This is a genomic window from Exiguobacterium sp. s168 (assembly GCF_018619035.1).
GTDB classification, from domain to species: Bacteria; Bacillota; Bacilli; order Exiguobacteriales; family Exiguobacteriaceae; genus Exiguobacterium_A; species Exiguobacterium_A acetylicum.
In genome coordinates, this window is record NZ_JACSNE010000019.1 from 16,742 (window position 1) to 40,490 (window position 23,749).

Below are 23,749 nucleotides of genomic sequence, written 5' to 3' on the forward strand. Positions count from 1 at the left end.
CCACCTTTTTTTGACGAGAGGAGGAAAAAGGTGAATCGATTCAAGAAGTGGTTTCAACCGAAGGACGACCAGCCATTGCCGATGCGTGACGTGACGCTTGATGAAGTCAAACAAGCGACGCATGCCTTTGAATCCGAACTACCGAAAGGGACGAATCGGACAGTGCTTCTAGATAATGAGCAACGCATCGACTTAAAGCAGTTGGAGCCGTATTTAAAGGTTCGTTCGACACAAGTGTTTTACATGTCGCGTGAGACATTCACCATCATGGAAGCAATAGACCGGGAACTCGTCTATGAGATGGATCATGTCCAAGTTGCCGTTGATCGCTATTTTGACCGGGTGAAGAAACTTCCGTTGAAACCGTATAGTAAGACGTTCCAAGTTGACTGTGCGATGTTGTTTCAGGATGGCTATTTGCGTGAAATGCCGCATCATAGCTATTACTTGGTCGATGAGTCGATGATCGTCTCGCTGACGCCAAAGGAAGCATAAACGTAATAAAGGGTGGACCGAATTCATTCGGTTCGCCTTTTTTTGTCGTCCTGACCGTTTTCTGATTTGTTCAAAAGTCTGACGAATTTAGTCAGAAATCGTGAAATCTCGGACAAACCCTTTGTATTCTCCTTATAAAACCGATACGATGATAAAGAATAGAGACTTGAGCTAGGAAGGTGTACATGGCATGACGAAACGAACGAGCACGTGGATTGCAGTAGCAATCGTGGCAATGGCGATCCTCCTTGCCTACAATTTTTATCTCTTGAACAAGACGCAGACCGCAAGCGATGAAAAAGCCGCGACGGTCAAACCGTTTTATACGATGACACGCATTCAATATGTTGAGAAGAAACTCGCGACGAAAAAAGATGAACTTGAATCACGCACGTATGAAGTCGTCTTTAATGACAAAGGTCATTTCCGGACAGAAGTCGTAGACGGTCCGTCAAAAGGATCGCTTGCGATCTGGAACGGGACGATGTTCCGTGAGTATGATGCGACAGGGAAGTTAGTCAATGAGACGAAAGCTGGCAAAAGTGTCAGTGCGCCGCGCCCATTCCTCTCACGTGGCTTCAACGAACAGATCCTCGCTTTCATTAACAAAGGTGACTTTGGACAAGTCGAGGGAGAAGCGGACATCGCCGGAATGGCAGCGGACGTGTATGTGAAAAAAGAACCGTCAAGCACGGTACCAGAAGAATGGATCAAACAATATCCATCGATCTTCGATAAAGAAAACAACCAAGAACAAGCAACGTATTATGTCGCTTCCGACCGTTCGAAAGTACTCGGTGCGGAGTCACGCAATAACGGTAAATTGTTCTACTCTGTCAAAATGAAGAGTTTTGAAACGATCGATACGTTCGATCCGGATTGGTTAAAAGCAAAATAAACAAGAAACGACCGGCGATGACGCTACGAAACGGTAGCGGACAAAGTCGGTTTTTTCGAGACGCAGGAGGTTCAACATGGAAGCATTCTCGAAAGAGGAGATGTTCAATCAAATCAAAGCGTGGGAAGAGGGCGCGAAGGTCGAGGAGGTGCTCGCCTTACGTTATGCCCAAAGTAGCCGGTTGCTTGGCGAAACGGAAGCACTCGTCCGCATCTTGGCATTACTTGTCGAGCATCGCTATATCATGACGGGACGACTGGATGCCTTAGCTGAGAGCTGGATGCAAGAAATCCGTCAGCATGGTCGTTTGCCAGCCCGTCTTGAGCAGCTGTTGACGGAACAACAATTACAAAGTACGTATCAGCGTCTTGTCGCGCATACGTTTCCGACGATTCGCGAGACGGACAATGCGAACGCCAAACGATCAGCGACGAAAGAACTGATCCTCCAAGCAAGCCAAATCGTCGAGGAGACGGAACAAATCGTCGAACTGACGGAGCGGTTGCGTCGATTGGATGCCGGCCGCTGGACGGAACTGTTCGAGGCTGGAACGGCATTACTGCGTTCGAGTGCAACGCTCGAACAGACAGCTCAGACATTCGTCGACAGTTTACAAGAGCGCTTCTATTCCCGGGAAGCGTTCCGCGAGATGACGGAACTGAAAGCGACGACGATCCAGGATCTCAAACGTGTCGTCGCTTTGCTCCCTGTTGAAAGCAAACAAGTCGAACGCTCAGCACTCGAGGAACTCGACGCGATGATTGGTCTCGAAGATATCAAACAACGGGTCCATCATATGTATCGCTTCTTGAAGTATCAACAGAAGCGATCGGAAGATGGCTACCGTTCAAGCGATCAACCATCGCTACACATGATCTTCATGGGGAACCCGGGAACCGGGAAAACGACGCTTGCCCGTCTGATGGCAAAGATCTATCACGAGCTCGGACTACTCGAACGACCGGAAGTCGTTGAGACGGATCGCTCATCGCTTGTCGGTGCGTTCGTCGGTCAGACGGAAGAACAGGTCATGAGTAAAGTCCGTGAAGCCGTCGGAGGGGTGCTCTTCATCGATGAAGCCTATGCCTTAAAACGTGCCGGACAAAGTGGGAACGATTATGGTCAGGCCGCGATTGATACGCTCGTCGCAGCGATGACGAGTGGAGAATATGCAGGGCGATTTGCGGTCGTGCTTGCTGGTTACCCAGAAGAGATGCGTGATTTCCTGAAGGCGAATCCTGGACTTCGGAGTCGTTTCCCGGAATCAAATCATTATCTGCTCGCTGACTATACGGATCAGGAGCTGCTCGCCATCGGACGGTCGATCGCGACCGCGAACGATTACGTCTTGACGGAACAAGCAGAGCGAGCGTTGCTCGGACGGCTTGAGCGAGAACGAGTTGACGCCAGTTTCGGAAATGGACGCGCTGTCCGTAATATCGTGCTTGATGCGATCTTCAAGAAGGGATCAAGCCTTGGAGAGAGTGCCAGTCACGAAGACTTTGCCTTACTCGAACAAGAAGACTTCGAGATGGTGCAAGAACCGGACGCAACCGTTGAGGAGCGGATCGCTTCGCTCGTCGGATTGTCTGATCTCAAAGATGAACTCAAACAGATTGAAGCTCTGTTGTCGATGCAAAAACGTCGCCGGGAAGCCGGCTATAAAGTGTTGCCGGTCGAACTGCATGCGGTCTTTAGCGGCAATAGCGGAACCGGAAAGACGACCGTCGCCCAACTTTATGCCGATGTGTTACGACAATGCGGTTATTTGAAACGGGGACACTTGAAAGTCGTCAGCCGGGCGGATCTCGTCTCCGGTTACGTCGGACAAACAGCGCAAAAGACGCGAGATGCGATTCGCGACGCGCTGGGTGGTGTCTTATTCATCGATGAAGCCTACGCGCTAAACGGTGGAGCGAACGACTTCGGGAAGGAAGCGATTGATACGCTCGTGGATGAGATGACGAAGCACCAAGATAATCTCGTCGTCGTCCTTGCTGGTTACGAGCAACAGATGAACGCTTTGCTCGCGAGTAACCCAGGATTGAAATCCCGCTTCAAGCGATCGTTCCACTTCCCGAATTATTCGCCAGACGAGTTGATTCAAATCATTGAAGGATACGCAGCGCGGTTCGGATACGAGCTGACGGAGGACGCACGGTTGACGCTTACCGAAAAGATTGATGTCGTTCCAAACGGAAACGCACGGGCGGCGATCACGATCGTTGAACAGGCGATTGCCAAACAATCGATGCGATTAATTGACAAAGTTAGCTTGTCCGGTTCAGAATGGTCCTATCTTGAAAAAGAGGATTTTTAAGGGGGAAGCTACATGCACACGATTGAAATACCTGTCCGCTACGCCGAGACAGACATGATGGGCATCGTCTATCATTCGAATTATCTCGTCTATTTGGAACTCGCACGGACAGAATTAATCCAGTCCTTGGGTCTTGACTATAAGGAAATGGAAGATGCGGGGTATGTCTCCCCGGTCACGAATGTCAATCTCGATTACAAACGCTCGTTGACGTACGGTGATACAGCGGTCGTCACAGTCTGGATTGATCATTACGATGGACTACGGACGATTTATGGCTATACGGTCAAACATCCGGACGGGAAGCTTGCGGTATCTGCGAAGACGACACATGTCGTCGTCAAGAAGGAAAACTTCCGGCCGATTCGCTTGCCGAAGGTGTTCCCGAACTGGCACGAAATTTATGAGAAGATGAGCGTGACGGACGCAGCACTCTTAACGGAAGCGTGAAGCGATACAACAAAAGCGGGATCGATTTTTGAATCGGTTCCGCTTTTTTCATTTTTCAGTCTGAACAGTAAAATTTAGCACTTGGTACTAACGACCGATGACAAAGTCAGGATCATTTGCGAAAATAAAGAAGCTGAAGTAAGGTAGGGACTTACTCCATCTGTCGGAAGTAGACTCGACGGATGGAGCGATTAGCGGTAACATAGAGAAGCATAAAAAGAAGAGGGGTCTTACTCATGAAAAAAATCGTAACCGTCAGTACGTTAGCGCTTCTCCTTGCAGGATGTAATCCTGGGGATCAACAAGCGGATGATACAACGAAAACGGAACAGAAATCAGATGAGACAAAACAATCAAACGACGAAACGAAAAAAGAAGACACAGCAAAAGACACGAACAAAGAAGAAACAAACAAAACAGACGAAACAACAAAAGACGATACGTCAGAAGAAGCAAAACAAGAAGACAATTCGTCTGATGCAACGCAAGAAAATCAAGAATCTTCAGATGAAACGAAAAAAGAAGAAGAACAAAAAGACGATACACCAGCTTCAGAGAACAAAACAGAGGACAAAAAAGATGAATCGACGGATAAACCGGACAGTTCGTCTCAGGATCCAGAACAAGAGAAACCGTCGAAACCAGAAGATGAGACACCGGACGTTGATAAATCAGCAGATGCTAAAGCAGATCTATCACTTGGTAATCTCGTCGTCGTCAATAAGAAATACAGCTTACCGATCGACTACAAACCATCGGATCTCGTCGTACCAAACGTCAGCTTCTCATACTCAGGTGTACTTGAGCAGAGCTACATGCGGGCGCCAGCTGCGAAACAGATGGAAAAGATGTTTGCCGCTGCTAAAAAAGAAGGCGTGACATTAAACGCTGTCAGTGGATTCCGTTCAGGCGAACGTCAAAAAGTATTGTATAATAATTATGTCGCACGTGATGGCAAGACAGCTGCTGATCAATATTCAGCACGTCCTGGTCATAGTGAGCACCAGACGGGTCTCACTTTCGATATTTCAGCACCAAGCGTTGGTAACGGATTAACGGCTGCTCTTGGTGATACGAAAGAAGGGAAATGGATTGCGAATAACGCAGCGAAATATGGTTTCATCGTTCGCTACGATCGTGGCTTCCAATCACGGACAGGCTATACGTATGAGCCATGGCACATTCGTTATGTCGGTGTCGATGTCGCGACACAAATTAAAAATAACGGACAGACTCTTGAGGAATATATGAAAGTCGGTCACTAAGAGGTTGGAGGTTGACTATGATTGAAATCATAGGGATTTTAGTTCTTGGCTATCTGCTTGGTTCGATACCGTTCGCACTTCTTGTCGGGAAGTGGGGACACGGGATGGACATTCGCCAACATGGTAGCGGGAATCTCGGAACGACGAATACGTTCCGTGTCTTGGGAAAAAAGGCGGGAATCATCGTATTGATCGGTGATTTCGGAAAAGGAGCCGTCGCAAGTCTCGTTCCCATCTTGATGGGAGCAGATATACATCCGTTGTTTGCTGGACTAGCAGCTGTCATCGGTCACATCTATCCGATCTTCGCGAAGTTCAAAGGTGGAAAAGCAGTTGCAACGTCAGGTGGAATGTTGCTCGTGACGAGCCCTGTTCTGTTCATCTTCCTGCTCGTTTCCTTTTTGACGACACTTCGTCTGAGCCGGATGGTGTCGCTCAGTTCAATCGTGGCAGCAAGTGTCGGAATCGTTGTTTCCATCACGATTGGTGTCTTGACGAACGACTGGATCGTTCCGACGTTCTTTACGGTTCTTGCCATGTTCGTCATCTTCAAGCACCGCGAGAACATCCAACGGATTCGCCAAGGTACAGAGTCTAAGATTCCACTCTTTGCAAAGAAACCGTCTGAATGAGTCATTAAGACGCATCTACATCTCGTTCATTGAGATGCGGATGCGTCTTTTGTTTGTGGAAAAAGTCGGATAACGGACGAATTCAACGACATTTCATAGGAACTACACGTTTATTTACATCGGATTTACAAGACCTTTACAGATGTTCGATACACTAGAACTAGAACTTGTCTGTGAAGGGGGAAGCGCACGTGTCGTTGTTAGGAGAAGAGCGGAAATCACGCATCATGGAATGGCTGGAAGAGGAAGGGAAAGTCATGACGAAGGATTTGATCGAACGTCTCGATGTCTCGGGAGAAACGGTACGACGCTACTTAGAGGAGCTCGAACGGGAACGGCAGTTGAAGCGCGTCTATGGCGGTGCCATCTATCAAGGAGGAAAACGAGAAACACCGATCTCGCGTCGGACGGATCAGTTGTCTCGCCGTTTAGCGCGTTATGCGAAAGGATGGCTCAGCGATTATTCCTGTATCTTTCTTGGTCGAGGCGAGCCGGTCGAGCATCTGTTGCCGTATTTAACGGGGAACGCGACGATCGTCACGAACTCACTAGTGGTCGCTAGTCACTTGGAGCAGTGCCGCAAGACGGGACCGTTCAAAGGTGAAATTCGGTTACTTGGTGGGACGGTCGATGCCTATGGGCAGACGGTCGGAGTCGAAGTCTTGCAGGCGCTCGATGCCTACGCTTTTGATGCCTGTTTTCTATCGTTTGACGGTGCCGAAATCGAGCGTGGCTTCGTCAGCGATGATATTGAATCCTCGCTGATTCAAAAAGCCGTCATCAGTTGTACGAAAGACGTTTATGCCTTCTTGGCGAATGATGAATTCCAGGGCAATCGTAAATATAAGGTGGCAGAGTTCCGACGTGCGAAGATCGTCCTCAGTCCAGCCTCCTATCCACCATCGTGGGAGATGAAACTGTTCAACGAACGCGTGAACTGGATGGTCGTCTCATGATACACTGATGCGGGAGGGATGTATCATGTTAGAAATCATCGCATCGACCGTAGAAGAAGCGGTCGCAGCAGAACAAGCCGGAGCGGACCGGATCGAGCTCGTTTCCGCATTATCCGAAGGTGGGTTGACGCCGAGCTATGGACTGATTCGTCAAGTCGTCTCGACGGTCGAGATTCCAGTTCACGTCCTCGTTCGACCACATAGTAAGTCGTTCGTCTATTCGAAATCAGACGAAGAAACGATCATCACGGATATCGACTTGATCCGAGAACTCGGTGCTGCCGGGATCGTCGTCGGCTCATTGACCGCAGACGGTCGCGTCGACGAAGGCTTCCTTGGTCGAATCATCAAACATAAAGGGGAACTGTCATTGACGTTCCACCGAGCAATCGACAGTAGTCGCGATATTCTCGAAGCGGCAGAAGTGCTCGCTGATTTTCCAGAAGTCGACCGGATCTTGACGTCGGGTGGTCAAGCGACGGCGTTAGAAGGAAAAGAGACAATCGCGCGCTTGATCGAGGACCATCCGGACTTGATTATCTTACCAGGTTCCGGGATTACGCTTGAGAATGCGGAAGCACTTCTTGAGGCGACGAAGGCATCGGAACTACATGTGGGATCCGCTGTCTTACAAGACGGTATCATTCAAAAAGAACGTGTTGAGGCATTGACGCGACTTCTGCGCTAATCCTATACCGCACGAATCCATTTTTCAAATCTTATGAGATGAGAGAAATGGATTTTTTTGTATGTGTTCGTGACGGATTTTCGACGATTCCGTGACGCGTTTGAAAAGCAGAGCGGGATAACTAGGTTTTTCAACGGGACTACGCTAGAATCAAAGATGGAAATAGTGGAAATGAAGGAGTACGACATGAACCCTAAACAATTAAAACAAGACGCCCTTGGTACACTAAAAGGACGTTGGCTGGTCGGGCTAAGCATCTCGATCATCTACTTCCTTATCTTTGCGCTTGCAGCAAGCCGGATGTCCTTTGACCAAGATGACATCGACAGCATGGTCCGTTTCATCGGACTGAACATGGTCGTAACGATCGTGCTTGCTCCGGTGACGGTTGGACGAACGATTGCTTACTTACGCTTCACACGCGGGGAGTCTGCCGGCATCGGAACGTTATTCGAAGGATTTTCTTCGTTTCGACGTGCTTTCCGGACGATTGCCGCTTACGCGATCGTGACGGTATTGGTGTATGTCGGATCATTTTTGATTTTACCGGCATTGTACTTTTATCTAGCGTATCGCCTCGTCCCGTACATTTTGGTCGACCGACCGGAATTGTCGTTTTGGCAAGTGCTCGGTGAGAGTCGTCGGATGATGAAAGGGCATAAGCGTGAACTGATCATGCTTTACTTGAGTTTCATCGGCTGGGGCATCCTCGCACTACTTAGTACTGTCGGTGTCATCTTCTTGACGCCATACTTCGATACGACGATGGCACACTTCTATGAACGCTTGAAACCAACACGTCAATCCTCCATCGAGGGATGAACGAAAAAAGCCTGTACATTACGTCAGTAGACGTAGCGTACAGGCTTTTGCTTATTCCACCGAAGCGCGTGAACGTTCGGCGAGCAACAGATAAAGCGCTTGTGTACCGGAATCGGCGTGACCGAGCTCTGCAAGCTCTTCATATAGATCTTTGACGAGTGCGAGACCAGGTGTCGCGATGCCCATCTCAGCTCCTCGTTCGAGCGCAAGGCGCATATCCTTGATGAAGTGCTTGACGAAGAAACCAGGTGAGTAGTTTTCAGCGATGACGCGCGGAATCAAGTTCTCAAGACTCCAGCTACCGGCAGAACCAGATTTGATCGTCTCGATGAACTGCGTCGGATCAATCCCGGACCGCGTGACGAACAACAGCATCTCCGCTGTTCCGATCATTGAGCCGGCGATTGCGATTTGGTTCGCGAGTTTTGCTGATTGTCCTTTACCAGGACCACCGAAGAGTGAAATCGATTTTCCCATCGCTTCGAATAATGGCTTCGCTTGCGCGAACGCTGCTTCTTCACCACCGACGAGAATAGCGAGTGTCCCGTTCTTCGCACCGAGGTCACCACCTGTGACAGGTGCGTCCAGTGCCTGAAGACCGCGTGTTGCCGCTTCCTGCGCGATGCGTTCTGCAAGAGCTGGACTAGATGTCGTCATATCGACCAGGATCGTTCCGGGTGACGCATAGTCGAGGACTCCGTCTTCGAAGTAGATTTGCTCGACGTCTTGCGGATAACCGACGATCGAGATGACGACGTCGACATCCGTGACAACGTCTTGAATCGTATCGACGATTTCGACACCATCTGCTTCAAGGACAAGTCCTTTTTCTTTCGTACGATTGTATCCTTTGACTGTAAAACCTGCCTTGCGCAGATTGCGGACCATGCCTTGTCCCATGACACCTAATCCGATGAAACCGACTGTCTTCATACATGATTCCCCCTTGCACGTTCCGTGCCGATGAATTGTTGCGTTACGAGCTTATTATACAATGGATTGTCGACGACAAGACGATCATGTGTCCCGATGCCGGAAATCCGACCATCTTCAAGAACGATAATTTGATCGGCATGACGAACTGTCGCGAGACGATGAGCGATGACGAACGTCGTCCGTCCGACCATCAATCGCTCGAGTGCTTCCTGAACGACCCGCTCGGACTCGGAGTCGAGGCTTGACGTGGCTTCATCCAGCAATAGAATTTCCGGATCTCGGAGGAGTGCACGTGCGATCGCAATCCGTTGGCGTTGACCACCAGACAACTTGACACCTCGTTCCCCGATTTCAGTTGCGTACCCCTCTGGAAAACGTTCAATGAACGTATCGGCATTCGCCATCCGTGCAGCCTCACGAATTTTGTCTTCACTGACGTCTTCCGCAAGACCATAGACGAGATTGTCACGGATCGTTCCCGATAAAACAGGGGAGTCTTGGGCGACATAACCGATCGCTTGGCGCCAAGACGATAGCGTTAAATTAGCGATGGATTGATCTCCGAGTCGAATCTGTCCGGATGTCGGTTGATAGAATCGCTCCAGTATCGCGAATAATGTCGTCTTCCCGGATCCACTCGGACCGACGATCGCTGTCGTCTTGCCGCGTGGTAACGTAAAGCTGACATCCTGTAGGATGGGCGTCTCATTGTATCCGAATGATAGGTGATCGACCGTGACGTCCGTAAACGGACGCGGCGCAACAAGCGTTCCAGGTGCTTCCGGTGTCTCATCGAGAAGCTCGATGATTCGCTCTGTCGCCCCGCGAGCCTTCTGTAACTTCGTGATGAATTCAGTCATCGTCACGAGTGGCGTCATGATTTGGAACAAATAGAGTGAGAAGGCGACGAGTTCACCTGCTGTGATCTGGTTCGTCGCGACGCGGTAGGCACCAAAGCCGATGATCAAGATCAACATCGTCGTCAAGGTGACGTTAAAGATTGGCAACAAAAGGGCTTGGATTCGTCCTTCCTTGACGCCATAGCCATAAAGATTCTCAATGCGAGTTTTCCCACGGTCGAGCTCATAGAATTCAGTCGCTTGCGATTTGACGAGTCGGACTTCACCGAGCATCTCGGCAAAAAAACCGGATAATCCCGCGAGTTCCTTCTGAGTCTCACGAGATATCTTATGCAACTTCCGCACGAGCGGGATGATGATTAGTAGCGTCACGGGTACAGCGATGACCATGACGAGTGTCATCTGCCAGTCGAGGAAGAACAGAATCGTGATCGCTCCGATGATCGAAACGAGTGATGTCAGCAGGCGGACGAGTTGCTCCGACAGCAATTGCTGGAGTGTCGTAGCGTCACTGTTGAGTCGGGAGACAAGCTCACCAGATTTCGTCTCATCATAGAACGGAATCGATAAGGTCAACAGGTGTTTCCATAGGAGTGTCCGTAAATTAGCGACGATTCGTTGACCGACGATCTGTAACCAATAGATCGATAAAGCATTCGCGACGACTTGGACGACAAAGACGATCACGAACAAACTGATCAGATGCGGAGTCAGTCGATCGACTGTAAAACCGTCAATCAACGTCTTTAAGAACCAAGGAATGGCGAGGGCAGCCAGTGCTTGGATGACGGAGACGGAAACAGCGGCGGATAATAATCCGACCGGGGGTTTCGTTTTTTTCAATAACAGGTAAAAAGATTGGAACGTCGCAGCGTTCATTTCAACACATCCTCTCTTTTCCATTGTCCGAAAGAACGAAGAAACGGTCAAATGGGAAACGCGACTTGACAAGAAATCTTTTGGTTTGTGACACTGATAGTGGAACCAACAAGGGAGGATGCAGATGTCTATTTTCGTAGATGCGGACGGATGTCCCGTTGTCGATCTCGTCGTTCGACACCGACAGGGACGTGACGTCTTTTTAGTTTGTGATACAGCACACCAGATGATGCGGGAGGGGGCGACGACGATTACGGTCGGACAAGGTCCAGATGCTGTCGATTACGCAATCGTCAATCGGATGAAACGTGGCGATCTCGTCGTGACCCAAGACTACGGTTTAGCAGCACTCGTCTTAGCGCGAGGAGGACTCGCAATGGACCAAAACGGTCGTGAGTTCACGAACGATAATATTGATTTATTACTTCATACACGGCATGTCGGACAACAAATCCGACGAGCCGGTGGACGGACGAAAGGACCGAAAAAACGGACACGTGATGCGGATCGGGCATTTGAAGAAGCATTTCGTGCATTAGTGCACACCATCATATAAGTAAGAATGTACTTGAACTGTTGATACAGCAAGGACCATGCTATAATTTGAAACAGGAATGAATTCAGAAAGGAGGATGCACGTTGAAACGAATTTTACGCGACCACTCGAAGGACCGTCCTTACCGATTGCGCCAAGGAACGGTTCCGGCATCAGCTGAGGCACGACTCACTTCACTCGATCAACGTGAAATCAATCGGTTACAACAGAATTTACGGGAAGTCGAACTGAAATTGAAGCAACGTAATGAAATCATGGAAGCGCTAGCGACACAAAATGTCGAAGCGGCCTGTGAGACCGTCCTGACGATTCTGTTGCAACTGCTCGATGTAAAAGAAGGTGCCATCCTCTTGTACCGTCGTGAACAATTGAATCATTTCGTCGCGCAAGGCATCGACGAGATGGAGCTGATCGAAAAAGATCTCGATCAATATTCGGTCTTACGTCGGGCGTTCGTCATGCGTAAATCGGTTCAGTTGCCAATCAGTGAGCAGTTCGAGTCGGCAATCCCGGTCCAGTCCCCAAGCAACGGACAAGTCGTCGGATTGCTTTATGTTCGTCATGCCTTCGCTCAGTTCAATCTAGAGCAAGTCGGGGACTTACTTGATCTATCACGAAAACTCGGGATGACGCTTGAGCGCCATCTGTTGTTCCATCAGATGGAGCATGAAAAAATCAAGACGTATCAGCTACTGGACTCGATTCGGGAAGCTGTCCTATATATCGAGAGTAGCGGAGAACAGATTTATGCAAACCAAGCATTGTTGAACATGTTTCCCCCGAAGCTCGTCAATCAAGCGCAAGGATTCCGTCATGCGTATGAACGGGCGACGTCGCTGTTTGAGCATGTCGATCAGCCGGACGCACTTCATGACTATATCGGTCAACTAATGAACGGGGATATTCCGGGAGAAACAATCGAACTCTCGGCGTTTCGTGGGAACTTATTACTCAGTGCCTACGCTGAACGGATTGCGATCGCGAACGTCGAATGGGGAATGATGCTCGTCTTACGCGACGTGACGAAAGACAAGGAACTCGATCTTAAACAGGCAGAGTTCGTCTCGATCGTATCGCACGAGTTGCGGACACCGCTCTCTTCCATCATGGGCTTTACGGAGTTACTGATGAAACGAGAAGTCGATCCGAAGCGCCAAAAGCGGTATTTGCAGACGATTCATTCGGAAACCGTTCGATTAGCGGAATTGATCAATGATATCCTGGAAATTCAGAAAGGGGAAGATTCGACGCAGGGCACGCAAAAAGAACCCCTTGATTTGAAACAGTTGATATTCGAGATGAAGCCGATGTTTGATCTTGCGAGTCAGGCACACCGAATCAGTGTTCAGTTCGAATCAGGAGACTATACGGTATCAGCCAGCAGTGAGAAGATGAAGCAACTGTTTACGAACCTAATCATGAATGCGATAAAATATTCGCCTGAGGGCGGCGCAATCCGGATCAAAGGGTCAAACCAATCGGATCAATTACGGATTGAGATTTCGGACGAAGGGCTCGGTATACCAGAGAAAGCCCTACCTTACATTTTTGATAAGTTTTATAGAGCCGATAATTCGGATACACGTAAAATCGGCGGAACCGGCTTAGGGCTCGCGATTTGCCGAATGATCGTGCTCGATCATGGAGGAGCGATTTCCGTTCAATCGACGGAAGGAAAAGGTAGTACCTTCATCATTCAACTTCCAGTTGACGTATGACCACGACAGAACCAGAAAGGAGGAAGACACGGTGAATAATAACTCACACATTCGTTATGAAGCTTTGCATCCACTCGTCGAAGAAATTCTTGAAAAACTGAGTGAACGAATCGGCGTCAATACATTATTTTTTGCATTAAACGATTCTTACAGCAATTTTGTCGTTAAAGCAATCAACCAAGACCGTCAGTTGATCGAAGAAGGCTCGACCCATGTCTTCCAACATGTCCTCTGTAAGCTGGTCGTCGATGAGACGGATGGGAAGGTCTCGATCAATGAATTGCTCAATGATCCATTGACGGTTAATCATCCGGTCACGAAAGCACTTGGAAACGGTAGCTTTTTAGGGGTGGCGATCAAAAACGCGGAGAACGAGAAAATCGGAACGTTATGTGCCTTTGACGATCAGCCATTTGACTTCAAGGAGCAGGATGTTGCGCTCGTTGAACGATACGCGGATATTATCAGTAAATCAATCAACGTCGAAACCTATGTCATCAAAGATGCACTGACAGACGTCTACAACGAACGGTATATGAAGCGATTGATTTCGAGTATGACGATTCATCCCGCTTTCATGATGGTGTTGAACCTGGACCGCTTTCATGCAATCAATGCAGCGCACGGATACCGGGCAGGGAATGAAGTACTGCGTGAAATCGCGAGCCGGTTAAAGTATGTTCCTTTACCGAACCATGTCGTCGGGCGGATGGACGGGAATGAATTCGTTGTCCTAGCAGCACTCGAACAGGATCTGGAGTTCGAGCAACATGCAGAAGAATATGCCCGTATCGTCACGGAAGCGATTGAGCAACCGATCGTTGGTGTCGCAGATGAACCGATTCACGTGACGGCTTCGTCTGGCGTCAGTCTCCTGACCGGTGACATGGCAAGCCGTCAAACACAAATTTACGCAGCAGAAGCGCTGATGCAACAGGTCAAACACGATGGGAAACGACGGACCTCGTTCGTTAATCCGTACCGAAATGCGGAGCAACATCCATTTGCATCGGTCCTTGAATCAGAGTTGTCGCATGCACTGGAACGAGGGCAGTTCGAACTTTATTACCAATGGATCGTCGATGCGAAACAAAAACATTATGTCGCGGTTGAAGCGCTTTTACGTTGGAACCACCCAGTGCTTGGCTTCGTCAGTCCGACGGATTTCATTCCGATTGCCGAGAAGATGGAAATTTTCCCGGACATCGGTCGCTTTACGATCTGTCAGGCAATCTTGGATCAACGTCGTTTAGAAGAAACGTTTGGTCGTAAGATTTCCGTCGCCGTCAATCTGTCGGCGAATCAGTTCGAGTCAGATCAACTATTTTCCGAGTTGCTCCGACTGACAGAGGAGTCATACTTCCCGAATGAACGACTCATTCTTGAAATTCGGGAAGAAGTACTGCAGACACGTCGCCGTTTTGCGATCAACCGGTTGGAACAATTGCGTCAAGCAGGCTATCGTTTGACCGTCGATCATTTTGGAAGTCATTACGCATCACTCAATTCGTTATTGCGTTTACCTGTTCAAGCGGTCAAGCTTGATCCAATCTTTACGCGTCGCCTCGTCCAAAATCAGTTGGAGCGCTCGATGATTCGGTCTGTTCATTCGTTGACGTCTGTGCTGAACATCGTGCTCGTGATTCAAGAGGTTGAGACCGCGTCTCAACTCCAACAGATTCAACTGCTGGATGAGGACCTTTATGTGCAAGGCTATGAGGTACATCACCCTCAGCCAATTGACCAATTACTCATCGAGGACATTGTTCGCGGGCACGCCGAGGTTTAATCGTTCTTCAGTCGGGAATACTTTAAAATGTGGAACAAGTACATTTTAAGGGGGATGCCAAATGGCGAATCAACACGATAAAGAGACGGATCCGATTACTTCAGGGAACCGTATGACGAAGGATGAGATTGCCGGACGTGATCCGCAAGACCATACGAATGTACCGGAATCTTCAAAAGAGGAAAAAGAATCGAAGCACCAAGAGCAAGAACAAGATGCTGAGAAAACAGAACGACCAGATGACGATGCTTCGAGTGAAGAAGCACCCGATTTGTCCCATGCTTCAGATGAAGATGGCGATGTCCAGCCGTCTGATGAAGACCAGCAAGATAAAGAATAACTATAAATAAGGGCAATCGACGTTCGGCAGTAATGCCACGCGTCGATTGCCCTTTTTGCTGTATTGTTCTTGAATGATTACTCGCCCCCGCCGTCACCACCACCATCAAATCCTCCGTCGATCCCGCCGTCCGTCGCATGGGACGTGTCGGTCAAATCAATAGGGAAGAGTAAGAACGGAATCGCGTCAGCGCCGTCCGGTGGGAGAATCGAAGATGGGAAGAGTTGTTGCAGGATCGTTTGTTGACTTAAATACAATCGGATTGCTGTCAGATAGACTAAGTCCTTCCGGTATTTAAAATGTAAATCGGAGCGTAACGCCTCTGCCATCCGTTCGAGTGACGAAGCGTGAACGTTTGGATCACCGAGTAACGCAAGCATGCCGTGGAACGACAGCGGAACATGGTGTTTACGATGTATCTTACGGGATGCCTCCACTTGTGCGATATAGCGATCCCAATCGTCTTCAGGCAATAAAGCGAATATCAAGGCGACGACATACGTCTGTTGAGCGCGTCCGAACCGTCGTTTGAGTCGTTGATAGACCGTTTCGATACGCGAGGCGAGTTCGTCTAACTCACCGCGTGTCGTAGCGTGAAAATAGACGAAAGAGATCAATAGCGGTGACACGATGAACCGATGTTGTTTTTTGAGGCGTGTGTATAATTGTACCGTTCGTTCAAGTACCGCGTCCTGTGGAGTAAGACGGCTGATGAACAGGGCAGTAGAGTAGGCATTCAAGGGATGCGACAAGCGATGCGATTTAAAATAGCCATGAATCGACATCATCTCAGCAATCCGACTCGGTGTGTGGGCGTCAAAGGCATGAATCTTCGAAGCAAGTAATAATGCCTGGGTGGTTTGTGTATGCAAGCGTATTTTCAAGTCATCTGCTGTCTCAAGCAACACACTTGCGGAAACCTGCTCCGTTCCGATTGTTCGGTCGAATGCCAGTTCGATCAGAATACCATCCTGATAGGTTCTGAATTCTGGTCCGATGTGATCAAGCTGTCGCAAGAAAGTCGTCGCGATCTCCATGACTGTTCCTCCTCTGCCTTTTCTTCTAGTGTATCACGCAGTGAAAGCGTTATCTTATTTTTTCAGTTGGGTGTCAATCAATTGTTCTGCTGCGCGCCGGTACAAGTTACTCATATGAGCCATCGCTAAGATCTGTTCCAGTGGGTCAGTCGTCGAGGCGGTTAGAGCGTCTTGTTCCGTTACGAAGCGGGCTGTATTTCGTTCCGTCAGTTCGAGGTAATTGCGATAAAACCCTTCAAGATCGAGTTGATCCTGTTCGATTCCTTCGTTCAAGGGCGCGAGAATCGTCTTGATATCATTGATCGAAAACGAACTTTTCAATTGATAAATCAAGCTGATCAGAATCAAATGCTCCTTCGTATACTTTTTATTCGTGACCGGAAAGAATAATTTCTTTTTGGCATAATTGTTGATCATCGTCTTCGTCAAAATCGTCTCGTCTGCACTTCGCGTCGTTTCCTCGAATGTCCGCTCGAACAGTTGAATGACTTGATCCATATAGAGATCGATATTCGGGATATCTTCGAGCCGTAATTGACGATCGTGTCTCGTGTCATCAGAATGTGTCATAAAAAAACCTCCAAAATCGCTAAAATAGGACTTTCAACTTCTCCATCATATGATAGAATACGTATATAACGCCATGTAGTATTCGAAACTACATATCAAGGGAGGAACGAAAGTGAAAGCTTATATGAGAGAACCGATTAATGGATTAACGCATCTTGGAGGGGCTGTCTTTGCTTTTGTCGGGTTACTGGCACTTGTCATTAAGGCATCGTTGGAACGGGGGGCATCACTTGCGATCGTTGCAGCGATTATTTTTGGTGTCAGTATGATGGCGCTCTATGCCGTCTCAGCGACTTACCATATGGTGCTTGCGAGCGACCGGGCGATCGCGATCTGGCGTCGGTTGGATCATTCGATGATTTATCTGTTGATTGCCGGGTCTTACGCACCGTTTTGTCTCGTCAGTTTGAACGGTCCGACTGGTTGGGTCTTGTTCAGCATCGTCATGTTGATTGCAGTCTCTGGAATCACCTTCAAATTGGTTTGGTTCAACAGTCCACGTTGGTTATCAACGACGCTCTACATCGGAATGGGCTGGATCATGGTATTTGCGATCACACCACTTGCGCAAGTTTTATCACCGCTCGGCATCGGATTATTGTTCCTTGGTGGTATCTTCTACACGATTGGTGGCATCATCTATGGGCTGAAGCCACGGATCTTATCGTTCAAACATCTTGGATTCCATGAAATCTTCCATATCTTCGTACTACTGGGTAGCCTAGCGCACTTCCTATGTGTCTACTTCTTCGTCTTATGAGGATGTCCTCCTTCAGTCAATGGCTGAAGGAGTTTTTTTGTGTCTGATGGAAAATACAGGAGAAGTCGAGTGTCCTCACGAATGAAAGAACGAATAGATCACGCATAGGAGGAAAAGCATGAAACACACACGATGGCAATTAGAGACACTCTACACGATTGATGATGTCAAAGCAGGAATTGCTACGATACAAGCCGCGTTGACGAAACATCCGGCTAATGTGGCAGAACAGGTCGAGCGTTATCAGCAAGTCGCGCGCGACGTCGAAGAATGGAGCGACTTCATTTATTGTCTGTACGCTGAAGATGTCACGCGCTTAGAAGTCCATTCATTGCTCGAAGAAATCGAAATCGTACAAGCGATGGTGCGCAGTGAGGCAGCAGCACTCGATACGAAGATCGCCGCACTGTCACAAGAAGACTGGTCGGCGCTCGTCACGGATTCACCGTACGCCTTTTTCTTGAACGAACGCCGTGACATCCAGTCCCGTCGTGCATCACTAGTGCAGGAACAATTGTTACAGGATCTCGGTGTGGATGGGTTCCAAGGCTGGGGGCAGCTCTACAAACAGCGTTTCATGGCATTACGCGTTGACTTGGATAAAAAGCAGGTCACGATCGGTCAAGGGCTACACGAAGCGATGTTCGCACCTGACCGTTCGGCTCGTCTAGCGGCAGCGACAGCGGTTGATACCGCGTGTGCACAGGAAGCTGACCTGTTTGCGACAATCTTGAACCGGATTGCCGGCTTCAGATTGCACTCCTACAAGATGCGGAACTGGGAGCAACCATTGACCGAGTTGCTGGAGCAGAACCGAATCTCGGAAGCGAGCCTACAAGCGATGATGGAAGCACTCGATCAACACCGCGACCTCTTTCGCGCCTATTATGCTCGCAAGATTGCCCAGGCAAATCGGGTGACGGGAGAATGGCATGATTTTGAGACGAACACCTATCGTTCCGCGCGTCACATTCCGTTTGAGATGGCAGAGACCATCGTCACGACACAATTCAAACGATTGAATCCGCGACTCGGTACTTTTGCTGAAAACGTGTTTAGTAAGGGATGGGTTGATGCAGAGAATCGTCCTAGAAAAGCGGAAGGCGGATTCTGTGCCGCATTCCCGATTGCCAAGGAGAGCCGGATTTTCATGACGTATCGCGACAGTTATCCGGACGTCGCGACGCTCGCGCATGAATTCGGTCACGCCTATCATAATTATTTACTGCAAGACGAACCGTATTTAAATCAAATCAAAGGAACGAGCATCGCGGAAACAGCTTCGACGTTCATGGAGAATCTAGTGCTCGATGCTGCTATCAAAGAGACAACGGAACGCGAGGAAGTGCTTGCTTTGCTTGAAGTCAAGATTCGGGAAGGACTGAAATATGCCAGCATCGTTCCCGGGATGTTCCGGTTCGAGCAACGGTTTTATGCGGAACGTCAGCAAGGGACGGTCAGTGCCGAACGGTTAAGTGAACTCCTACAAGAGGAAGAACGGTTAGCCTACGGTCCGGTATTGCCTGAACCGGCACGATATAAATGGATGTACATAAGTCACTTGTTTAATCCGAATCTTGCGTTCTACAACATTCCCTACACGATCGGTTATCTGCTCAGCAATAGTCTGTATCAGACGGTTCAAGCGGATCCGAGTCAATTTTCGGCAGTCTTTGAAGCGGTCATGCATGATTCCGGTCAAGCGACGATCGATGAGATCGTTAAACGTCATCTCGATGCTGATCCGACATCTGTCGCGTTTTGGATGGAAGCCCAGCAACCGCTCGTCCAGGCAATTGAGCAGTACCTGACGTTAACGGAATCCTCTCTCTCCGTCGATTGAAGACGAATCGAAACGGGAACAGAAATGTAGGGAGGGATGCGGATGTATGAACAGGAGAAACAATTAGTCGCTGAGGCAGCACTAACTTACGTGAAGGATGGAATGATAGTGGGTCTTGGAACGGGTTCGACGACGGAACGGTTTATCAAGGCGCTTGGTCCACTCGTCCAGGCTGGACTACAGATTCGTGGCGTGGCGACGTCGCTTGCGACGGTAAAGCTTGCTGATCAGTTACAAATCCCATTGATTGATCTGGAAGAGGGAATGGAAATCGATGTGACAGTTGACGGAATTGATCAAATCGACGGTCAGTTTCAAACAATTAAAGGCGGTGGCGGTGCATTGTTTCGTGAAAAAATTGTCGCCCTGATGAGTCGCGAATTGCTCTATCTGACCGATTCCTCGAAGTTCGTCCATCATTTAAGCGGACCGTTACCGGTTGAACTGGATCCGTTTGCCTTACCGTATGTACGACAACGGTTGCGTGATAAGCATGTCTCCGCAACGTTGCGGCTGAAAGACGATCGTCCCTTCATTACAGATGGAGGTCACGTGATTCTTGACGTTGATGTATCAGCCATTTCGGACGTTCGATTATTCGCAAAAGAAGTGAAGAGCTGGTCTGGAGTGCTTGAGACCGGTTACTTCGAGCGACAACCTGATCATGTCCTGACGGTCGAAGAGGGAAAGGTCAAACGCATCGCGCATCCTCGCCTGCGTGACGGTGGTGGGTTGGTTTAAGAAAAGAAAGAAGGAAACCGTATGGGCTTGAAAAAACGGTATTTATTCGGAGCAGGTGTCATTGCCGGTGCGAGTCTATTGTTGTTCAGGAAGCGGGAACAGGGAACACAGACAGATGTGTTACGCGACTATTTAGCGCATCTCGATCAGGACCCGAGTCCAGATGCTGCGAAGGACCCAGATGAGGTCGGATTGACGAAACTGGATTCGATCTATCGAGCCGAGTGGCAAGCGAATGGTTTCCCACGTTCGCGGACGGAGCTAGAGGAGCTTGAAAAATAAAAGAACATGAAAACAGCCTTGTCTACAATCTGAAACGATGACTTAAGGTCATCGTTTTTTGTTTTCTCTGCATGTTTGGTATGATTAGGAAAAACTAGAGGTGTTCTTTATTGAAAAAAATTAAAAATTTCGATACAGCTTCAAACGCTACTATCATTCTTATTGGTTTAGCCATTATCATTTTGACGGCTGTATTTCTGTATATGTCCCCTGGGAATTTCGAAATCATCTTCGGTATCGGAACTGTGGCATTCGTCTCGCTTGGTATTTTTGTGAACCTGCAATCCCTTGCGATAGCTCAATCAGCACAAGAAAACGCCCAAAGTTCTGCCGATTCAGCACAAAATTCTGTTGATGTGGCAAAAGATGCATTGAAAGTCGCTAGCGACGAAGCTGAAGCGAACGCCATTCGATACCGTTTCGAGAAAGGACCTTTCTTGACTCTCAAAAAGAAACAGTTCCTCGTGCCTTTAATCGCTCCATATTCGCATAAGGCGCAGTTTGATGATACAGAAAGGTTGGATGCGATCCACAATCCGAGTGCTCTGCTCTTGACGAACAACGGGATGGGAACAGCATCAAATATTAGTTACAGCTTTAGTCTTTTAAATTCGATAGGCAACTTACATGACTATGACGACTTGAAGTTCGAATCAGATGATGTTGCCGACGAGAACGCAATCAACAAGAGCTTTTACCTCTCCAATCACAGAGGGTTTCCTCAATACACGCTAACTACCAAGTTATTCAGGAACACTAATAGTGGCCGACCAGGACTACTCTTGACCTGTACAACTGATCAAGGCAATCTTTCGGAAGCGATTCATCCAAGAAGAAAACGATCTATCCAAAAACCTGTCACGTCAGACGAGGCGATCCAGATTGGATATTTGGACAACAAGGAGGGGGAATGGATTCACCTTCCGTTGCTTTTCCGCATCCTAAGCAATCAATACTTTTTAGAACGAAAGATTTTGAAAGAAGAACATTGGAAAACCAAAGAGCCACTCCTAGAACTAAGAGTCGATTACACCGATGAGTTTTCAGAACATATGAATCAATTTGAAGAAGCGAGACGCTCCAAGAGATTTCTGATCAAATGTTCGAATGACATTAAAGTAGTTTCAGAACCTGACGATAGTCAGCACGAACGAACCGGAAAAATGCTTTTGTGCCGATATGTCATCGAATCATTAGATAACATTCCGCTTGCGAGTCGTGCAACCGAACAAACTGAGGAGGAAACGGTAGATGAAAGCACTGGATCGACTGAAGGATGACTTAGCGAACAGCGCCGATTGGAACGTGACAATCACGGTCAGCAAGAAAGACCTGGAAAGTCCGTCACTGCCTATGAAGCCTTGAAACAAGAGATCGACTAGAAAAAGAAATAAGAGAAACGCTCTTCAAACTGCCCCATAAAAGTTGGACATAAAAATTCAACTTTTATGGGGTGTTTTTTATGGAACGAATTGTAACATTAAGTGCAACACCTAGCTGAAGACACGAAAAGACCCATAACGGCCTCGTGTAGAATAGAGTTACCACACCAAATTCAACGGAGGATTCATTATGAGCGATTTGGGCGTTTTGCGACAAAAAGGCAAGCGTCAAAAGCCACGTGAGACAAGAGGTCGCTTCAACAGCGGGCTTTCGATCAGCAAACGTCCGTCGGACGTCCGGGGTCGAGAGACTTTCGGACACTGGTAGTTGGATACTGTCGTATCAGGACGAGGACAGACAAAGGCACGTGTTGCGACATTCATTGAGCGCAAAAGCCGGTTCTATATCGTACTACCGATGGTCGATTGTTCTTCTCACTCGATGGAACACGCCATCCGTACACTTCATGATTATTTCCCATCGGGAACGTTTCAAACCATGACAACGGATTGTGGTAAGGAGTTTAGCTGTCACGAACGGATACAGCACTCCCTCGGTATCCCGATGTACTTCGCAGATCCTTATTCTTCATGGCAACGTGGCAGCAATGAGAATGCCAATGGTCTTCTCCGTGAGTTCTTTCCAAAGGGAACGAACTTCGGAATGATCAACCCGACAGAACTGAGTCTGGAACACTCGGAAATCATACTCCGTCCCGACCTCGCGGAGAAACTTCACCATCTTCGTGATGGCATTGATGTTCTTACTCGTCAATCGAGCGAATCCATACGTGAACAACGTCTTCATCCCGTCTTCCGCTGTACTTTGATCTCTATCCACTCCAGTCCATCGATTGATCACCGCGTTCCTTGGTGTCTCTTCTATTATACGAGGCAAGCGGCAGCGGATTTCATCGGCTTAAAAAAAAGTACGACCGAAGTCGCGAACATCAAATAACGTACGACGAGAAATCAGGTATCGAACAAAAGACGGCGCTTCCAATACATTATTTCGTCAACGAATGTCCTTTTTATCGCATTTTTCGCAAGTACGGTTGTAGAGAGAGTACGGTTTCGCATACTTTGTTCCAGTTCAGGTATAGCTTTTTTCTAGCAATACCAACGTTTCCACTCTCATTTTCGTTTTCGATATACCACCGAAAACAACGAATGACATCGCGCCTATTCGAATATCATGACACAATAACGTACACGAGGAGAGCATGCATCAATGAAAAGTCGACGCTCCCGATGCATCCGCTCATTTTCCCAAAAAAGATATTGTATAAGTGGCATATTTTCAGAATGGCGCTGTATAGAATACATGGAGAAAAGGGAGTACTCGTCTGGGAAACCCTCAGACACCTTTTCTCGACTGCTCGGACGTCTGAGCGTGATATTCAGAAAGTTTGCGAAGTATATTGACTTTGAAACTTCTAATGGTTTCGATGAGGTGGTACTGGTGGTGACAAGCCATTTGGGTCACGCGGCGGCCTTTCATTTCGAGTTCCCAGTCCGGCATCTGCATTC

At 48.3% G+C, this 23,749-nt stretch carries 22 protein-coding genes and 1 pseudogene; 19 read left to right on the forward strand and 4 right to left on the reverse strand.

The window, feature by feature from the left end; all coding sequences use genetic code 11:
* Positions 1–30 precede the first annotated feature (30 nt).
* The 9 genes from KNQ15_RS11360 to KNQ15_RS11400 all read left to right on the forward strand — a co-directional run bounded on the left by KNQ15_RS11360 (position 31) and on the right by KNQ15_RS11400 (position 8,526).
* Positions 31–495 carry a DUF3939 domain-containing protein gene (locus KNQ15_RS11360; protein WP_214729531.1) on the forward strand — a complete coding sequence of 155 codons (465 nt, stop codon included), beginning with the start codon at positions 31–33 and terminating at the stop codon, positions 493–495.
* A gap of 190 nt (positions 496–685) precedes the next feature.
* The gene (locus KNQ15_RS11365) at positions 686–1,393 is read left to right on the forward strand and encodes a hypothetical protein (protein WP_029341277.1); all 708 of its coding nucleotides are present in this window, start codon (positions 686–688) and stop codon (positions 1,391–1,393) included.
* A gap of 76 nt (positions 1,394–1,469) precedes the next feature.
* Positions 1,470–3,713, forward strand: coding sequence for an AAA family ATPase (locus KNQ15_RS11370; RefSeq protein WP_023467800.1), 2,244 nt, complete (start codon positions 1,470–1,472; stop codon positions 3,711–3,713).
* Positions 3,714–3,725: 12 nt separating this feature from the next.
* Entirely contained in the window at positions 3,726–4,163 is a 438-nt protein-coding gene (locus tag KNQ15_RS11375; RefSeq protein ID WP_214729533.1) for an acyl-CoA thioesterase, read from the forward strand.
* Positions 4,164–4,399: 236 nt separating this feature from the next.
* Positions 4,400–5,428, forward strand: coding sequence for a M15 family metallopeptidase (locus KNQ15_RS11380; RefSeq protein ID WP_214729535.1), 1,029 nt, complete (start codon positions 4,400–4,402; stop codon positions 5,426–5,428).
* Between the two features lie 17 nt (positions 5,429–5,445).
* Positions 5,446–6,060 (forward strand): glycerol-3-phosphate 1-O-acyltransferase PlsY, encoded by a 615-nt coding sequence (gene plsY / locus KNQ15_RS11385; protein WP_214729537.1) that lies wholly within the window; start codon positions 5,446–5,448, stop codon positions 6,058–6,060.
* 191 nt (positions 6,061–6,251) lie between these two features.
* Positions 6,252–7,016: a DeoR/GlpR family DNA-binding transcription regulator gene (locus KNQ15_RS11390; protein ID WP_047391234.1), complete on the forward strand. Its 765-nt coding sequence runs from the start codon at positions 6,252–6,254 to the stop codon at positions 7,014–7,016.
* Positions 7,017–7,041: 25 nt separating this feature from the next.
* On the forward strand, positions 7,042–7,704 hold the full coding sequence (locus KNQ15_RS11395) for a copper homeostasis protein CutC (protein ID WP_050678318.1): 663 nt from the start codon (positions 7,042–7,044) through the stop codon (positions 7,702–7,704).
* Between the two features lie 186 nt (positions 7,705–7,890).
* Positions 7,891–8,526 carry a DUF975 family protein gene (locus tag KNQ15_RS11400; RefSeq protein ID WP_214729539.1) on the forward strand — a complete coding sequence of 212 codons (636 nt, stop codon included), beginning with the start codon at positions 7,891–7,893 and terminating at the stop codon, positions 8,524–8,526.
* Positions 8,527–8,577: 51 nt separating this feature from the next.
* On the opposite strand, the gene KNQ15_RS11405 is transcribed toward KNQ15_RS11400, so the two are convergent.
* Entirely contained in the window at positions 8,578–9,459 is an 882-nt protein-coding gene (locus KNQ15_RS11405) for an NAD(P)-dependent oxidoreductase (RefSeq protein ID WP_214729541.1), read from the reverse strand.
* Entirely contained in the window at positions 9,456–11,201 is a 1,746-nt protein-coding gene (locus tag KNQ15_RS11410; RefSeq protein WP_214729543.1) for an ABC transporter ATP-binding protein, read from the reverse strand. Before KNQ15_RS11410 ends, KNQ15_RS11405 begins: the two co-directional genes overlap by 4 nt.
* Before the next feature lie 124 nt (positions 11,202–11,325).
* On the opposite strand from KNQ15_RS11410, the gene KNQ15_RS11415 reads away from it, so the two are divergent.
* The 4 genes from KNQ15_RS11415 (at position 11,326) to KNQ15_RS11430 (ending at position 15,604) form a co-directional block, all read left to right on the forward strand.
* Positions 11,326–11,757 (forward strand): YaiI/YqxD family protein, encoded by a 432-nt coding sequence (locus KNQ15_RS11415; RefSeq protein ID WP_029341287.1) that lies wholly within the window; start codon positions 11,326–11,328, stop codon positions 11,755–11,757.
* A gap of 83 nt (positions 11,758–11,840) precedes the next feature.
* Entirely contained in the window at positions 11,841–13,475 is a 1,635-nt protein-coding gene (locus KNQ15_RS11420) for an ATP-binding protein (RefSeq protein ID WP_251137677.1), read from the forward strand.
* 31 nt (positions 13,476–13,506) lie between these two features.
* A complete protein-coding gene (locus KNQ15_RS11425) occupies positions 13,507–15,264 on the forward strand; it encodes an EAL domain-containing protein (protein WP_353048915.1) in 1,758 nt (585 codons plus the stop codon).
* Between the two features lie 61 nt (positions 15,265–15,325).
* Positions 15,326–15,604, forward strand: a complete 279-nt coding sequence (locus KNQ15_RS11430) for a hypothetical protein (protein ID WP_214729544.1) — start codon at positions 15,326–15,328, stop codon at positions 15,602–15,604.
* A gap of 77 nt (positions 15,605–15,681) precedes the next feature.
* On the opposite strand, the gene KNQ15_RS11435 is transcribed toward KNQ15_RS11430, so the two are convergent.
* Both KNQ15_RS11435 and KNQ15_RS11440 read right to left on the reverse strand, forming a co-directional pair.
* Positions 15,682–16,641, reverse strand: a complete 960-nt coding sequence (locus KNQ15_RS11435) for a DUF4003 family protein (protein ID WP_214729546.1) — start codon at positions 16,639–16,641, stop codon at positions 15,682–15,684.
* Between the two features lie 54 nt (positions 16,642–16,695).
* Complete coding sequence (locus tag KNQ15_RS11440) at positions 16,696–17,211, reverse strand: DUF1836 domain-containing protein (RefSeq protein ID WP_214729548.1); 516 nt, start codon at positions 17,209–17,211, stop codon at positions 16,696–16,698.
* 112 nt (positions 17,212–17,323) lie between these two features.
* Here KNQ15_RS11440 and trhA point away from each other — a divergent pair, with 112 nt between their 5' ends.
* The 6 genes and pseudogenes from trhA to KNQ15_RS16935 all read left to right on the forward strand — a co-directional run.
* A complete protein-coding gene (gene trhA, locus KNQ15_RS11445) occupies positions 17,324–17,971 on the forward strand; it encodes a PAQR family membrane homeostasis protein TrhA (RefSeq protein WP_023467814.1) in 648 nt (215 codons plus the stop codon).
* A gap of 118 nt (positions 17,972–18,089) precedes the next feature.
* Positions 18,090–19,814, forward strand: coding sequence for a M3 family oligoendopeptidase (locus KNQ15_RS11450; RefSeq protein WP_214729550.1), 1,725 nt, complete (start codon positions 18,090–18,092; stop codon positions 19,812–19,814).
* A gap of 42 nt (positions 19,815–19,856) precedes the next feature.
* Entirely contained in the window at positions 19,857–20,555 is a 699-nt protein-coding gene (gene rpiA, locus KNQ15_RS11455; RefSeq protein WP_214729552.1) for a ribose-5-phosphate isomerase RpiA, read from the forward strand.
* A gap of 21 nt (positions 20,556–20,576) precedes the next feature.
* Positions 20,577–20,837 carry a hypothetical protein gene (locus KNQ15_RS11460; protein ID WP_214729554.1) on the forward strand — a complete coding sequence of 87 codons (261 nt, stop codon included), beginning with the start codon at positions 20,577–20,579 and terminating at the stop codon, positions 20,835–20,837.
* Between the two features lie 110 nt (positions 20,838–20,947).
* Complete coding sequence (locus tag KNQ15_RS11465) at positions 20,948–22,117, forward strand: hypothetical protein (RefSeq protein WP_214729556.1); 1,170 nt, start codon at positions 20,948–20,950, stop codon at positions 22,115–22,117.
* Positions 22,118–22,400: 283 nt separating this feature from the next.
* Positions 22,401–22,937 (forward strand): annotated as a pseudogene (locus tag KNQ15_RS16935) (IS30 family transposase); the annotation flags it as partial.
* Positions 22,938–23,749 lie beyond the last annotated feature (812 nt).